16 protein-coding genes and 1 tRNA gene are annotated in these 13530 nt (G+C 55.2%); 12 read left to right on the top strand and 5 right to left on the bottom strand.

Annotation, left to right across the window (positions count from 1 at the left end):
- Positions 1 to 23 precede the first annotated feature (23 nt).
- The gene (locus tag J4E42_RS27840; protein WP_207286655.1) at positions 24 to 746 is read left to right on the top strand and encodes an amidotransferase; all 723 of its coding nucleotides are present in this window, start codon (positions 24 to 26) and stop codon (positions 744 to 746) included.
- 66 nt (positions 747 to 812) lie between these two features.
- On the opposite strand, the gene J4E42_RS27835 is transcribed toward J4E42_RS27840, so the two are convergent.
- The 3 genes from J4E42_RS27835 to J4E42_RS27825 all read right to left on the bottom strand — a co-directional run bounded on the left by J4E42_RS27835 (position 813) and on the right by J4E42_RS27825 (position 3546).
- Positions 813 to 1784 carry a magnesium and cobalt transport protein CorA gene (locus J4E42_RS27835; protein ID WP_008027325.1) on the bottom strand — a complete coding sequence of 324 codons (972 nt, stop codon included), beginning with the start codon at positions 1782 to 1784 and terminating at the stop codon, positions 813 to 815.
- 137 nt (positions 1785 to 1921) lie between these two features.
- Positions 1922 to 2644 carry a 1-acylglycerol-3-phosphate O-acyltransferase gene (locus tag J4E42_RS27830; protein WP_008027326.1) on the bottom strand — a complete coding sequence of 241 codons (723 nt, stop codon included), beginning with the start codon at positions 2642 to 2644 and terminating at the stop codon, positions 1922 to 1924.
- 212 nt (positions 2645 to 2856) lie between these two features.
- Positions 2857 to 3546, bottom strand: coding sequence for a crotonase/enoyl-CoA hydratase family protein (locus J4E42_RS27825; protein WP_008027327.1), 690 nt, complete (start codon positions 3544 to 3546; stop codon positions 2857 to 2859).
- 309 nt (positions 3547 to 3855) lie between these two features.
- Here J4E42_RS27825 and J4E42_RS27820 point away from each other — a divergent pair.
- The 11 genes from J4E42_RS27820 to J4E42_RS27770 all read left to right on the top strand — a co-directional run bounded on the left by J4E42_RS27820 (position 3856) and on the right by J4E42_RS27770 (position 12522).
- Positions 3856 to 3945, top strand: a tRNA-Ser gene (locus J4E42_RS27820).
- 357 nt (positions 3946 to 4302) lie between these two features.
- Positions 4303 to 5493, top strand: a complete 1191-nt coding sequence (locus J4E42_RS27815) for a hypothetical protein (RefSeq protein ID WP_207286654.1) — start codon at positions 4303 to 4305, stop codon at positions 5491 to 5493.
- Positions 5490 to 6071 (top strand): adenylyl-sulfate kinase, encoded by a 582-nt coding sequence (locus J4E42_RS27810; RefSeq protein WP_207286653.1) that lies wholly within the window; start codon positions 5490 to 5492, stop codon positions 6069 to 6071. The genes J4E42_RS27815 and J4E42_RS27810 overlap by 4 nt, the downstream gene beginning before the upstream one ends.
- Positions 6068 to 6817 carry a class I SAM-dependent methyltransferase gene (locus tag J4E42_RS27805; protein ID WP_207286652.1) on the top strand — a complete coding sequence of 250 codons (750 nt, stop codon included), beginning with the start codon at positions 6068 to 6070 and terminating at the stop codon, positions 6815 to 6817. Before J4E42_RS27810 ends, J4E42_RS27805 begins: the two co-directional genes overlap by 4 nt.
- Before the next feature lie 5 nt (positions 6818 to 6822).
- A complete protein-coding gene (locus J4E42_RS27800; RefSeq protein WP_207286651.1) occupies positions 6823 to 9138 on the top strand; it encodes a PEP-utilizing enzyme in 2316 nt (771 codons plus the stop codon).
- On the top strand, positions 9135 to 9749 hold the full coding sequence (locus J4E42_RS27795; protein ID WP_207286650.1) for a gamma-glutamyl-gamma-aminobutyrate hydrolase family protein: 615 nt from the start codon (positions 9135 to 9137) through the stop codon (positions 9747 to 9749). The genes J4E42_RS27800 and J4E42_RS27795 overlap by 4 nt, the downstream gene beginning before the upstream one ends.
- Positions 9750 to 9777: 28 nt before the next feature.
- Complete coding sequence (locus tag J4E42_RS27790) at positions 9778 to 10491, top strand: phosphocholine cytidylyltransferase family protein (protein ID WP_207286649.1); 714 nt, start codon at positions 9778 to 9780, stop codon at positions 10489 to 10491.
- A gap of 46 nt (positions 10492 to 10537) precedes the next feature.
- Positions 10538 to 10858 carry a YbjQ family protein gene (locus tag J4E42_RS27785; protein ID WP_008027329.1) on the top strand — a complete coding sequence of 107 codons (321 nt, stop codon included), beginning with the start codon at positions 10538 to 10540 and terminating at the stop codon, positions 10856 to 10858.
- Between the two features lie 178 nt (positions 10859 to 11036).
- Positions 11037 to 11225, top strand: a complete 189-nt coding sequence (locus tag J4E42_RS27780) for a hypothetical protein (RefSeq protein WP_032828671.1) — start codon at positions 11037 to 11039, stop codon at positions 11223 to 11225.
- Between the two features lie 312 nt (positions 11226 to 11537).
- Positions 11538 to 11909, top strand: a complete 372-nt coding sequence (locus tag J4E42_RS27775; RefSeq protein WP_008027331.1) for a hypothetical protein — start codon at positions 11538 to 11540, stop codon at positions 11907 to 11909.
- A gap of 190 nt (positions 11910 to 12099) precedes the next feature.
- On the top strand, positions 12100 to 12522 hold the full coding sequence (locus J4E42_RS27770) for a glycine zipper domain-containing protein (protein ID WP_008027332.1): 423 nt from the start codon (positions 12100 to 12102) through the stop codon (positions 12520 to 12522).
- Positions 12523 to 12783: 261 nt separating this feature from the next.
- Here J4E42_RS27770 and J4E42_RS27765 read toward each other — a convergent pair whose 3' ends face one another.
- Together J4E42_RS27765 and J4E42_RS27760 are read right to left on the bottom strand one after the other, a co-directional pair.
- Positions 12784 to 13176, bottom strand: coding sequence for a hypothetical protein (locus tag J4E42_RS27765; RefSeq protein WP_207286648.1), 393 nt, complete (start codon positions 13174 to 13176; stop codon positions 12784 to 12786).
- Positions 13173 to 13530 (bottom strand): enterotoxin A family protein (locus J4E42_RS27760; RefSeq protein WP_219740018.1); only part of this gene is annotated, 358 nt, incomplete at its 5' end. The genes J4E42_RS27765 and J4E42_RS27760, both read right to left, overlap by 4 nt.

The raw sequence follows: 13530 nt of genomic DNA, 5'->3' as shown, positions 1-13530 counted from the left end.
CCATCACGTGTCAGGTATTTTTTATGTCGTTACGCATCTGCATTCTGGAAACCGACATCCTGCGTCCGGAACTGGTCGATCAATATCAGGGTTACGGGCAGATGTTCCAGCGTCTGTTTTCGCAACAACCCATCGCGGCCGAGTTCACTGTCTACAACGTGATGCAGGGCGAATACCCTAGCGATGATGAGGCCTTCGACGCCTATCTCGTCACCGGCAGCAAGGCCGATTCCTTCGGCACCGACCCGTGGATTCAAACCCTCAAGGCTTACCTGCTGACCCGCTACGAACGCGGTGACAAACTGCTGGGCGTGTGCTTCGGCCATCAGTTGCTGGCGCTGCTGCTGGGCGGCAAGAGCGAGCGTGCGACCCAGGGCTGGGGCGTCGGCACCCACAGTTACAAACTCGCCGCCAAGGCACCGTGGATGAGCCCGGTGCGCGAAGAGTTGACGTTGTTGATCAGCCACCAGGACCAGGTGACGTCGCTGCCGGAAAACGCCACGGTCATCGCTTCCAGCGATTTCTGCCCGTTTGCCGCGTACCACATCAACGACCAGGTGTTGTGCTTCCAGGGGCACCCGGAATTCATTCACGATTACTCGCGAGCCTTGCTGGATATTCGTCAGGAAGCGTTGGGCGAGCAGGTGTATACCAAGGGCATGGCGAGCCTTGAGCATGAGCATCATGGCGCAACCGTTGCGGAGTGGATGATGCGGTTTGTGGCGCATAAACCACAGTCGGTGTGAAGTTAAAAGCCTTGCTCCTGTAGGAGCGAGGCTTGCCCGCGAATTTCACAGACGCCGCGGTGTTGGCTACAACCACCCCGACTTCTTGAAACTCGCCCACAAACTCACACACCCCACCGCAATAAACCCCAGCACCGCGAAATACCCGTAATGCCAGGTCAGCTCCGGCATGTTCTGGAAGTTCATCCCATAGATCCCGGCCACTGCCGTCGGGAACGCCAGAATCGCCGCCCACGCCGCAAACTTGCGCTGCACCACGCTCTGCCGTGACGCCTCCAGCAACACCCCGACTTCAATGGTCTGGCTGGCAATGTCTGCCAGCGTCGTCAGGTCTTCCATCTGCCGGGTCACATGGATCTGCACATCGCGGAAGTACGGGCGCATGTTCTTGTCGATGAACGGAAAACTCAGCTTCTGCAGCTCTTCACCGATTTCCACCATCGGCGCCGCATACCGCCGCAAACGCAATACATCGCGGCGCAGACTGTGGAGTTTTTGAATGTCGCGCTCGTTCAGGGAGCTGCACATGACGTTACGTTCCAGCTCATCGATCTCTGCATGGATCGCTTCGCCCATCGGCTGATAGTTTTCAATCACAAAGTCGAGGATGGCATAGAGTACGAAATCTTCCCCGTGCTCCAGCAACAGTGGACGCGCCTCACAACGCTGGCGGACATAAGCGTAGGACGCCGAATGACCGTTACGCGCAGTAATGATGTAACCGTTGCCGGCAAAGATATGAGTCTCGATGAACTCAAGCTTTCCTTCATGGCGGATCGGCGAATACGTGACGATAAACAGCGCATCGCCAAAGGTTTCCAGCTTCGGTCGACTGTGTTTTTCCAGGGCGTCTTCAATGGCCAGTTCGTGCAGGTTGAACTGGCGTTGCAGATTGAACAGCTCCTGGGCATTCGGCTCTTCGAGGCCGATCCAGACAAAGTGACCAGGCTTGGCGGCCCAGGCAGCGCCTTCGTCGAGGGTGATATTGGTGACCTTCTTACCAGCGCTGTAAACCGCAGCAGCAACAACTCTACCCATGATTCAGCTTCACTTCTTATTAGTAGCAGGCAGTGTTCAGCTTATCCTTCTATACCGCTTGAGAGTCAGTGAAATCTGCAGAGTTCGAAGGCAAAAGTTCGCAGGCAAAAGAAAACCCGCACAGGGCGGGTTTCGTTTCATGCGGCTTGCAGTTGCCGATCCATCGAGGCGATGCACTCGCGCATCTGCTCGCGGCACTGGGCGATCAGCAGCGGCATGTCGTCCAGGCTCAGTCCGGCAGTTGGAATGGCCGGCAAAGAACGGATCAGAATTTTCCCACTGCGCCAGCGGTTCAATCGCATGTGTTTGACGTAACTGCTGACACACACCGGGACGATCGGCACGCCCGCCGCGATCGCCATCTGGAACGCGCCTTTCTTGAAGGGCAGCAGGTCTTCGCCGAGATTGCGCGTGCCTTCCGGGAACACCCAGATCGAGGTGTCTTCATGTTGCAAGGTGTGCGTGGTGGTCAGCATCGACTGGCGCGCCTTGTGCGCATTGCCACGGTCGATCAACACATTACCGGCCAACCAGAACAACTGACCGAACAACGGCACCCACTTCAGGCTCTTCTTGCCGATGCACACGGTGCGGCGGGGCACCACGTTGCCGAAAACAAACAAGTCATAGTTGGACTGGTGGTTGGCGATGATCACGCAGCTCTCGGGTTTGTCCATCAATGGCCCGACGTCGGCCTTCACTCGCAAACGCAAAATGCACATTGCCGGCCACGCATAGAGGCGCGCGCACAAACGGCTGTTGTCCGGGTTGAACGGGCGAAACAGCCCCAGAATCACCCCCAGCACACCAGCGAGAATAAAGTGCAGGCCCATCAATAACATACGAAACACGAACAGCATTTACAGGCCCCACCGGGACAAAAGGTGGCGCAGTGTACGGATGTGCACTGTTTTCGGCAATTGCCTCTATAGAGGTAGGAGATAGCCGATGTTTGAGCGCATGTTTCCGACTAGTTGGTCAGATCTGTTCTAGAGGGGTTGTAGACTTTTCCACAGAGCGTGTATGAAAAAGCCCGACACGATGGTCGGGCTTTCGGTGCAGCATCTTTGGGTTAACCCAAATGCTCCTGATCCTGGATGATTGCGTTGTCCAGGGTGTCCAGCAGTGCCTTGCGCACTTTCAGCTTGGTGTTCTTGTGCGCGGTCATGTTGATCTTCTTCAACTGACGAGCCGCTGCCAGCGCCGCGCCTTGCAGCTCTTCGGGCGACACCACCAAGTCGAGGAAACCTGCATCCACGGCACTCTTCGGGTTGAACATCTCACCGTTGATCACCGAACGATGCAGCGCTGCCTTGCTCAGGCGATCACGGGCGATCTCAATGCCGGCGTGGTGCATGGTCATGCCGATCTGCACTTCGTTCAGGCCAATGCTGAACGGGCCGTCGACACCAATGCGGTAATCCGCCGACAACAACAGGAACGCGCCCTTGGCCACTGCATGCCCAGGGCACGCAACAATCACTGGAAACGGGTGCGACAACAGACGACGGGACAATGTCGAGCCAGCCGTCACCAGCGATACGGCTTCTTTAGGGCCTGCTGTCATCACCTTCAGGTCATAACCGCCCGACAGAATTCCTGGCGTACCGGTGATGATCACCACTGCACGATCAGTCACTGCCTGATCCAGCGCAGCGTTAAACGCAGCAATCACGTCCGGAGAGATGGCATTGACCTTGCCGTTGCTCAAGGTCAGGGTCGCGATACCGTCTTCGAGGTGGTAGGAAATCAACTCACTCATGACGCTATTCCTTGTATGAAAGTTGGGGCAGACGTTACCCACCGCCGCAGGCCAGGTAAAGCGCCGTGACTGACCCGCCAGTCACCCTTTCCCCGCCGGGCAAGCGTAGCCCGCCGCTCCCGCCGTGCATTCCCCTCTCTATATAGGAGAGCGCGAAGCCAGAGATTGGCAGGTTTGCCATGGCCCGGAATGCTCCCGGAACCTCCAAACCGCTAAGCACATGAAAATTCTGCAAAAAAAGTTTGCCATCAGAAAAGCTTTCGACTACATTAGCGCGCCTCGACAGACAGAACATGTTTGAAGAGATACGGTGAAGTGTCCGAGTGGCTTAAGGAGCACGCCTGGAAAGTGTGTATACAAGAAATTGTATCGAGAGTTCGAATCTCTCCTTCACCGCCAAATTCGATGTAACCAGAACCCCTGATTTCGAAAGAAATCAGGGGTTTTGTGGTTTCTGGGTGTCTGGATTTCGAGGCGGCACGTTGGCCGCGCCAAGGGTAAAAAATGCTCGCCTGGTGGGGTGTCAATTTGCCAGCGTATGATATATTGGCGCGGTTTATGTGATCAGGATCAAAGCTTTACTATTGATTTTCAATGAAAATTAATACGACTTTAGTCTGATTCGCTTAACAACAAGGATGTACACGTGCGAAAGGGATATGCACTTAGGCAGGATCAAATGCTTTTCCCTTTTTTGCGCGTTTACTTGGCCTGAGCCTGGCTTGCCTGGGACAGCTTTGAAGGTGCGCGTTTTATATGCAAAGCGTTTATTTGATCAGTAACGTCAATAATGGCGGAAAAACCTATCTTGAGTACTTGCTGCCAGCGCTAAATGCTCTTCGCAATCACTACAACTGCATTGTGCTTCAGACAAACATTGTCGGTATCAGCAAGTTTGAAGCGGAACAGTTTCTAGGCTGTCCAGTTGAAGAAGTGGGTTTGGATGAGATTGGAAAACTGAAATCACAAGTAATTATCTCGAACGATGCTTCTATCGGGAAATTACTTGATGAATCAAACTTCACCATTTTTATTGCGCACGGCAATGTAGGGATGCCCCTCGCGGATGTTTACTACTGTTCCGGCTGGACATCCTATTGGGATGCAATTGTTTCCTCCTCCAGATCGCTTTTTGATTTGATTAAAACAGGCATGTACTACTTCAGGCGAGACAGAGTCGCCTTGCGTCTGGAACTTGAACCGGACCGATCACGTACGGACCTTCGAAACACTAGCGCAGTATCCGTACTGCCAATCAAAATCCCCGACATGTTCAGCGCTCCCCCTGAGTTTCGGTGCATGTCCGAGGAGTATGTTGTTGGCCTTCTGCCTACCCAGATAGGTATTTGCCCGAGTGGCGCTTCTCTGTTTGAAAACATGGAGGTGGTCATTAACTCGGTGAAATCCCAGATTCCTCATGCGAAGATCATTTTTCGACCGTATATGACGGATTTTGACCGTCCCTATGTAAAAGAGTTGTGTGAGCAACTTGCCCGGTACCCATGGGTTTCAATTGACGATACTAAAGGCAGCAGTAAAGACTTCTATCGGATATGTGACACGATCATCACTGATGCCTCCAGTGGTGGTGTGTCCTTTATGCTGAATACGTGCAAGCTGCCGATTTATTATGTTCCAGTGGGTCACGATAGCAGTCCAATCGTCGAAGCCTGGTTGGAACAGATGGAGGGCTTGTTGCCGATCGCTAAAAATGGCGATGAGCTTAAGGATATGGTGCTTGGATTTAAACTGCTTACTTCAGAGCAAAAGTACTTCATTTATAAGAAGTTCTACGACTCAGAGTACAGCGGACTTCATCATCCGGATGAGGTGTTTCTTGAGTTGGTTGAAAACCGACATGAGTCCCGTTTTCGTTACTGTGTGATCGACTCTTTTGGGGGCGCTCACCACAATTTCATTAGCGACCCTGAAAGAGCGCTGCAATGATCGTGAGTAACTTCCAGGCTCCCAGTGTTGATATGAATACCTCTATTGGCGAGGTCGTGTGGATTACCGGTTTGTCGGGTGCCGGTAAATCAACGCTGGCCCATGAGCTTGTTGCCAGGCTTAGAAGCGATGGTCATCCGGTTGTCATGCTGGATGGAGATGAACTGCGTGATGTGTTTGGCGCAAGTGCGGCCAATGCGCAAAACCACGGGCGTGAAGGGCGGTTGGCGCTGGCCATGCAATACGCTCATTTATGCAGGGTCATAGCGGCGCAGGGGTTCACGGTGGTGATCGCCACGATTTCGCTGTTCCGCGAAGTTCATGCGTGGAACCGTGCCCACCTGCCTGGTTATTTCGAAATCTATTTGAAGGTGCCGATGGAGGAGCTGCGCCGTCGGGATCCCAAGGGCATCTATCGCCGGTTCGATGCGGGCGAGTTGCACAACGTCGCTGGGCTCGATTTGTCGATTGATGAACCGGGCGCGGCAGACTGGGTGGTGGAGTTCGACCCCCACCGCCCTCTATCTATGTTGACTGATGACTTACTGCACCATTTTTATAAAAGGAAGTTGGTATGAAAACGGAATGGGATTACACCACACTGGCTGACGCTTACTTGAAGCGTCCTGACTACGCCGATGCTGCGATCGATGCAATGCTTTCGATTGCAGGCGCCGAGAAAGGCGACAAGTTCTGCGACGTTGGCGCCGGGGTTGCGCACCTGACCTTAATGTTGGCTGCGCGAGGCCTGGACGTTGTTGCGGTGGAACCTAATGATGCGATGCGAGCGAATGGCATCAAGCGTACCGCGGACCTGACTAATGTCAGTTGGCATGAAGGCACAGGCGAAGTAACAGGGCAGCAGTCGCAAGCTTTCGACATGGTCACTTTCGGCAGTTCCTTCAATGTCTGTGACCGTGAGCAGGCTCTCAAGGAAACCGCGCGCATTCTCAAGCCGCGAGGCTGGTTCGCCTGTATGTGGAATCATCGTCATCTTGATGATCCTGTCCAGGCCCGAATTGAAGCGATCATTAAAGAACGGGTTCAGGGTTACGGCTACGGTACTCGTCGTGAAGATCAAACGGCAGTGATTGATGCCAGTGCGCTGTTCGGTCCTGTTGTTCATCTTGATGCGCGTGTCATTCACGAACAAACCATTGAGGAATGTCTGGAGGCGTGGCGTTCTCACGCAACGCTTGAGCGTCAGGCAGGTGCGAATTTCCATGAGGTGATTAGCGCAATCGATGACTATTTGAAGGGCCTGGGGACTGCCTCGATCCAGATTCCGTACTCAACCAATATCTGGGTTGCTCAGCTGAGATAATCCTGATGGCTCTGCGATTTTCCACCAAGGCCGGTACGCTTGCCGGCCTGCAAGAGCGGCTGACTTCGGCGCGCATTGCTCCGTTGCTGTCTTTCACCGTAAGGGACTGGCAAGTGGGCCGGCAAGCCTGTTTACGCGACATTCAGGGACGCTTGGACGCCGGCCCCTGGATCGTGCGCTCCAGTTGTCTGCGCGAAGATGGCGTACAAGCATCCGGTGCGGGGGCGTTTCTCTCTGTACTTGACGTCAATGAAGCAGGGTTGGAATCGGCGGTCGAACAGGTCATCGCCAGTTATGGCGATGCCAACCAGGCAGACGAAGTTCTGATTCAACCGATGTTGAATAATGTCGTTCGGTCCGGCGTTGCCTTCTCCCACGACCCGAATACCTGTGCGCCCTATCGGGTGGTGAACTGGACGGAGGGCCGTGACACTGCCTCTGTCACTGGCGGTCTGGGTGGCCGGCTTTGGCAGCAGGCGGCCCACAGCAAAGTGCCGCCACCGCCAGATATGCTGCCCGTCGTGATCTTGCTCGAAGAGTTGTTGGAGTTGTTCGAGGGGGTGCCGGTCGACTGTGAGTTCGCTGTCACGCGGGAGGCTGAAGGCGAGGTGTTGTGGTTATTGCAAGCCCGACCACTGATTTTGCCAGCACGCCCGGAATCCGAAGCAGCTCAAGCCGATCGGCTGGAAAATATTCAACGCAAGGTAGCGCGGGGCATGCGGCCGCACCCGTTCCTGATCGGCCAGCGTACCGTTTATGGTGTGATGCCGGACTGGAATCCGGCCGAAATTATCGGTATCCGTCCCAAACCACTGGCGCTTTCGCTTTACCGGGATTTGGTGACTGACTCGATCTGGGCCTATCAACGCCATAATTACGGCTACCGCAACTTGCGCAGCTTTCCGCTGATGCCGCATTTTTTCGGGCTGCCGTACATCGATGTTCGATTGTCTTTCAACTCGTTCATCCCGGCAGACCTGGATGAGGGGTTGGCGGGGCGTCTGGTCGACCACTATATCGATCGGCTGCTGTCCGAGCCGACGCTGCACGACAAAGTGGAGTTCGAGATTGTGTTCTCGTGCTACACACTGGATTTGTCGCAGCGACTGGAGCGCCTGGCCAGTGCCGGTTTCCTGGAGCATGAGCTGGAGGCCATCAGCAGCAGTTTGCGCAAGTTGACCAACCGCATCGTCCATCCCAAGGATGGCTTGTGGCGCGCTGATGCCAACAAACTCGATACGCTGAATGCGCGACGCGAGGCATTGCTGGCCTCCAACGCCGACCCTTTGGAACGGATTTACTGGCTGCTGGAGGATGCCAAACGCTACGGGACCCTGCCATTCGCCGGTCTGGCCCGCGCCGGCTTCGTCGCGGTGCAGATGCTCAAATCCCTGATGACGGTGGGCGTGCTCTCGCAGGCTGACTACGATTGTTTCATGGGTGGGGTGTCGACTGTCAGCGGCCAGTTGGCGCGTGACCGCGCGACATTGGACAAGGCGACGTTCCTCGCGCGCTACGGCCACTTGCGCCCGGGCACCTACGACATCCTTTCGCCTCGCTACGATGAAGCGCCGGAACTTTACTTTGACTGGACTCAGCGCCCGTCCGTCCCGGAGCCCGTACAACCGTTTTCGCTGACCCTTCCACAAATGCGCGAAATCGTGAAGCAACTGGAATCACACGGCTTGCAGCCCGATCCTGTCGGCTTGCTGGACTTCATGCAAGCAGGAATCGAACTGCGCGAGCTGGCGAAGTTCCACTTCACCCGCAATCTCTCGGATGCCCTGGCATTGATCGCGCAAGTGGGGGCGCAGCACGGCATCAGTCGTGAAGACATGGCCTATTGCGACATCAGTGTCTTCAAGGAACTGCACGTTGCGGCAGCCAACACGAGCGATGTGCTGTTGCGCAGCATTGAGCAGGGCAAAGCCCGCCACGCAGAGACACTAAAGGTATCGTTACCGCCGGTGATCACCCGGCCTGAGGATGTCTGGTCCTTCGAATGGCCGGAAACAGCCCCCAACTTCATCACCCAGAAGCAGGTGACTGCCCCCGTGGTGGGCAGTGACGACCGAGAAATACTCGCCGGCGCGATTGTCTGCATTCCCAACGCGGATCCCGGGTTCGATTGGTTGTTTGCCTACCCGATTGCCGGGCTGATAACGGCTTGGGGTGGCGCGAACTCGCACATGGCGATTCGTGCAGGAGAACTTGGCTTGCCGGCAGTGATCGGTGCCGGCGAAGTCCTCTATCGGCGCTGGTCGGCGGCTCAACGCTTGCACCTGGATTGTCCGGGGCGCTGCGTGGAGATGCTGGCATGAAAGTCGTTGCCCTCAGCCAGCGTGTGGACGTATTTCCCGAGCGTGGTGAAAGCCGCGATGCAATTGACCAGCGTCTGATCAGCTTTCTACTGGATGCTGGCTTTTTGCCGGTGCCGGTACCCAACGGGTTGTGCCTGCAAACCGCTGACGGACGGCTGACTCAGGACGCCCTGCATGACTGGCTGCACACGGTATCGCCACAAGCCATTGTGCTTTCGGGGGGAAATGACATCGGCCAGTGTCCGGCGCGCGACCTGACTGAAGGCAGATTGCTTGCCCATGCACGATCCCTGCGCCTGCCCGTACTTGGAATTTGCCGGGGCATGCAGATGATTGCGCACTGGTCGGGCGGCGAGCTGAAAGCGGTGAACGGTCATGTGCGAACCCGGCATGAACTGTCAGGAAAAATCGTTGCCGAGGTGAACAGTTATCACGGTTTTTCGCTTGCCGCTTGCCCTGAAGGTTTTGAGGTCCTGGCGTGCAGTGGGGATGGGGAAATCGAAGCCATCCGGCACCGCAACCTCCCTTGGGAGGGCTGGATGTGGCACCCGGAGCGAGAGGACGTCTGGGCTGCGCACGACGTTCATCGACTGAAGCAATTGTTCGGTTAATAAAGACATTTCATGAGGTAGGACTGTTGTGAAAGCCATTATTCTGGCTGCCGGACGTGGCAGCCGCATGAAAAGTCTCACGGATGAACGTCCGAAATGCATGGTCGAGTTGCGTGGCAAGACACTGCTGGAGTGGCAACTTTTGGCGCTGCGCGGTGCAGGCATTAGCGAGATAGCCATCGTGACCGGCTACAAGCGCGAGGTGTTGGCAGACCAAGGGCTGATCGAGTTCCATAATCCTCGCTGGGCGCAAACCAACATGGTCTCCTCATTGGCGTGTGCTGAAGCCTGGTTGCAGGATGCTCCGTGCATCGTGAGTTACTCCGACATTTTTTACAGCCCCGCAGCAGTCCAGTCGTTAATGACATGCAAGGCTTCCCTGGCCGTCACCTACGACCCGAACTGGCTGGCGCTCTGGACACAGCGCTTTGGTGATCCGTTACTGGATGCCGAAACGTTCCGCCTTGCCTCCACCGGCACCTTGACCGAAATCGGCAGCAAACCGACTTCAGTCGATGATGTTCAGGGCCAATACATGGGGCTTCTACGCTTAACGCCTGAGGGGTGGGCAGAGGTCGTCCGGCTTCGCGAGGCCTTGACCCCGGAACAAAGAGACAAGGTGCATATGACGAACACGCTTCAACAGGTCATTGATGCGGGGCGGGTCCCGATACACGCCGTTGCATACACTGGAGAGTGGGGAGAGGTGGACTCTTCAGAGGATCTCTTTGTGTATCAATAATTGAGGTTTCAGGCCTTGAGTGACTATTTATGAAGAAGGAATGCCCATGATCACCACCACCACCCACGCCATCGAAGGTCGCCAAATCACCGCTTACCTCGACATCGTCAGCGCCGAGTCGGTGCAGGGGGTCAACGTTATCCGCGACATGTTCGCCGGGATGCGGGATTTTTTCGGCGGGCGCTCTCAAACATTGGAGCGTGCATTGAAGGAGGCGCGGATTCAGGCCACCGACGAGATCAAGGAACGGGCGCGGGCGCTGCAGGCCGACGCGGTGGTGGGGCTCGATTACGAGATCAGCATGCCGGCCGGCAAGGGCGGCATGGTGGTGGTATTTGTGACCGGGACGGCCGTCAAACTGAGGTGATTCAGGTAACGGTTCATGTGTTTGTTTTGTAGGAAGCCGTGCGGGCCATTCGTCGGGTCTTGGGGAATCTGAATTACAAGTCCGGTAATGACCGGCTAGTCTCAAAAGCTTGGTGGTCGATATGTTTCAGGCAAAAGGGCTTGCCGGTATCGATCCCGCTTTTGAAAGGGGCGAAAAGATGGCTGATCCGTATATCGAAGACGACGGTGCTGAATTTCCAATCAACAATAGCGTGCGGTGTGGCCAGACAGACTATGTGGTGGCTTACGGTGACGATCAGGTCAAGCTTGGCAAAATGAAATCCCAGGTGCCCCAAGGGCCGAAGGCGAAATTTTTACCCAAGGTTGCGGCACCCGTCAGGAAGTAATCCATCCTCTCCAGACCCCGTCATTGAGCGGGGTTTTTTATGCCTGCAACCTTTTTGGCGGCGTGTGTTTTTCGGCCTGGGTTTTCACAAAGTTTTCACAAGGCCTTACGTAATCTCAACTCATCCGTTAGAAAGCAACACCTGGCCCGTCTCCCCAGCGGGCTTTTTTTTGTCTGTCATAAAACCTTTTCCATAAAAGCTGTCCAACCGTCGCCGATGGTGAGGTTGGGGCTGTGTGTCTGGACTTTCTCGCCGCTAAAGCATTCAATCTCGACCCTTTTTGATTTCCCCCTATTTTTTGAGGTTCTTGTCATGCGTTTAACACTGCCCGCTCTGGTTTTGGGGCTTTTGGTTGCTCAAGGTGCAATGGCTGCTGGCGACGGCACTGCCGCACTGGGTGGCGGTCTGGGTGGCGCGCTAGGTAATGTGGTCGGCCAAAGCATGGGCGGCAGCACTGGCGCTGCGATTGGTGCTGGTGTCGCGGGCGCCGCGGGCAGTGCTGTTGGAGCACGCAAAGGCAGCCGCACCAAAGCGGCCATCGGCGGCGGCGTGGGTGCTGCGGGCGGCTCGATAATCGGCAACAGCCTGGGCGGCAAGACCGGTTCGACCATCGGCGCAGGCCTGGGCGGTGCTTTGGGCGGCGGCGTGGGCAGCAATCTGGGCAAGGGCCACAAGGGCCACTGATCCTGATCGATCCGCTCAAAAAGCCCGGCTTGATGCCGGGCTTTTTGTATCTGGCTGTTTCTCTTTCGCAGCTTTTGCATCTTTAGCTGTCCAACGGTCATCGCTGGCCGGATTCAGTGGGGACAGGTGCTAGACTCCGCCCATCCGCAGCGAATTCTTTTCTCCCGATGCGGAATTAGAGGTTCATATCATGCGTTTGACATTGTCCACATTGTTTCTGGGACTTTTGGTTGCTCAAGGTGCGATGGCTGCCGGTGATGGCACCGCTGCTGTTGGCGGTGGTATCGGCGGTGCATTGGGTAACGTGGTAGGTCAGCAAATGGGCGGCAGCACCGGTGCCGCGATTGGCGCAGGTGTAGGCGGCGCGGCGGGTAGCGCTGTTGGTGCACCTAAAGGCAGTCGCACTGAAGCAGCGATCGGTGGTGGTTTGGGCTCGGCGGGCGGCTCGGTGATTGGTAACAGCATTGGCGGCAAGACCGGTTCGACCATTGGCGCAGGCCTCGGCGGCGCAGCGGGTGGTGCGCTGGGCAACAACCTGGGTACTGACAGCGGCGATTCCCATTCCGGCAACGGTCACAAACACAAGCATAAGCACAAGAACAAACACCACTGATTCGACGATCAGTGACAGCAAAACCCGGCCTGGTGCCGGGTTTTTCATTTTTGCGAGCGTGACACCGGAACGTTGCCGCTCAACCGATTGTCCCTTCGATCGAACGGTTTCCGTGGCGGTGTCATCAAAACTTCAGGTGTTGTTTTCAATGCCCCTGAGAGGTGCTTTTGACCCGAAAGATACTGATGTCGATGACACCCCTAGCACCCCATGCTAGTACGCGAGTCAAACTGGTAGAACCTGTAAAGGCGCGCCAGGAGTTTACCCAGCAAAAGACTCAATCCAGCGCTTGTAAAAATCACGTTGTTGTTCAATGTCATTTGTAATGTCGGCTACTTCATAATCAAAAATATTGACCAAGTCGTCGGGCCCGGCTGGTTTACCCAATTGAAGCTCATACGCTACTACTCCTGCAGACATTTGCGAAGACATGCTGGATGGGTGCACGTTGAGTTTGGCGCCCTTGCATAAAAACTTTGTTTCCGGGTAGTCCGCTCGCAACATCCCAAAGCAAACATACAGATCAGAACCTGAGTATGTTCTTCTTAAGCCGCTTTCCAAAACTAAAGTTAATGTGCGAATTCGTCGGTCGCATTCGATCACTACCTTATTAATGGTGCCCTGAGTATCGGTGGTTATTTCTATTATTTTCATGGCAGCTTTCTGTTTGGGTTGGGAGTTGAGTAACCTTTGTAGGTACCATCAGCGTGCACGGGGGTAACGCCGAGGATGTATTTGCTATCGACTCCACCAGGCATGGCAATTTCAGCCTCACCTTTATGAGGCGAGAGCAAACCTAGCTTTTTGTTCACATCTATCCCTTTGATGTTTTTTATTACGTACACAAAACCATCTTCAAATCCGTAACCAGTGGCAAATTTTATAGCCTCCTTTTCAGAGGTAGTGGTGCTGACAAAAAAACTGGGAGGGCTTCGGTTGTCGCGTGCGTGCAAGTAAAGATCAATACTGTCTCCCAACGGCTCAAATCCAGTCTCAAAAATTTCCGAG

It is taken from the genome of Pseudomonas sp. FW300-N2A2 (genome assembly GCF_017351735.1).
Lineage (GTDB): Bacteria > Pseudomonadota > Gammaproteobacteria > Pseudomonadales > Pseudomonadaceae > Aquipseudomonas > Aquipseudomonas migulae.
Note: the sequence above shows the minus strand (reverse complement) of the source record. Positions and strands in the feature narration are given on the sequence as shown.

Bases quoted from the DNA above. Each gene is read 5' to 3' on its own strand.
- J4E42_RS27770 (WP_008027332.1), top strand. From the start codon at position 12,100: ATGCGTTTGACATTGTCCACATTGTTTCTGGGACTTTTGGTTGCTCAA.
- J4E42_RS27830 (WP_008027326.1), bottom strand. From the start codon at position 2,644: ATGCTGTTCGTGTTTCGTATGTTATTGATGGGCCTGCACTTTATTCTC.
- J4E42_RS27800 (WP_207286651.1), top strand. From the start codon at position 6,823: ATGGCTCTGCGATTTTCCACCAAGGCCGGTACGCTTGCCGGCCTGCAA.
- J4E42_RS27840 (WP_207286655.1), top strand. From the start codon at position 24: ATGTCGTTACGCATCTGCATTCTGGAAACCGACATCCTGCGTCCGGAA.
- J4E42_RS27795 (WP_207286650.1), top strand. From the start codon at position 9,135: ATGAAAGTCGTTGCCCTCAGCCAGCGTGTGGACGTATTTCCCGAGCGT.
- J4E42_RS27815 (WP_207286654.1), top strand. From the start codon at position 4,303: ATGCAAAGCGTTTATTTGATCAGTAACGTCAATAATGGCGGAAAAACC.
- J4E42_RS27785 (WP_008027329.1), top strand. From the start codon at position 10,538: ATGATCACCACCACCACCCACGCCATCGAAGGTCGCCAAATCACCGCT.
- J4E42_RS27765 (WP_207286648.1), bottom strand. From the start codon at position 13,176: ATGAAAATAATAGAAATAACCACCGATACTCAGGGCACCATTAATAAG.
- J4E42_RS27780 (WP_032828671.1), top strand. From the start codon at position 11,037: ATGGCTGATCCGTATATCGAAGACGACGGTGCTGAATTTCCAATCAAC.
- J4E42_RS27825 (WP_008027327.1), bottom strand. From the start codon at position 3,546: ATGAGTGAGTTGATTTCCTACCACCTCGAAGACGGTATCGCGACCCTG.
- J4E42_RS27805 (WP_207286652.1), top strand. From the start codon at position 6,068: ATGAAAACGGAATGGGATTACACCACACTGGCTGACGCTTACTTGAAG.
- J4E42_RS27810 (WP_207286653.1), top strand. From the start codon at position 5,490: ATGATCGTGAGTAACTTCCAGGCTCCCAGTGTTGATATGAATACCTCT.
- J4E42_RS27835 (WP_008027325.1), bottom strand. From the start codon at position 1,784: ATGGGTAGAGTTGTTGCTGCTGCGGTTTACAGCGCTGGTAAGAAGGTC.
- J4E42_RS27775 (WP_008027331.1), top strand. From the start codon at position 11,538: ATGCGTTTAACACTGCCCGCTCTGGTTTTGGGGCTTTTGGTTGCTCAA.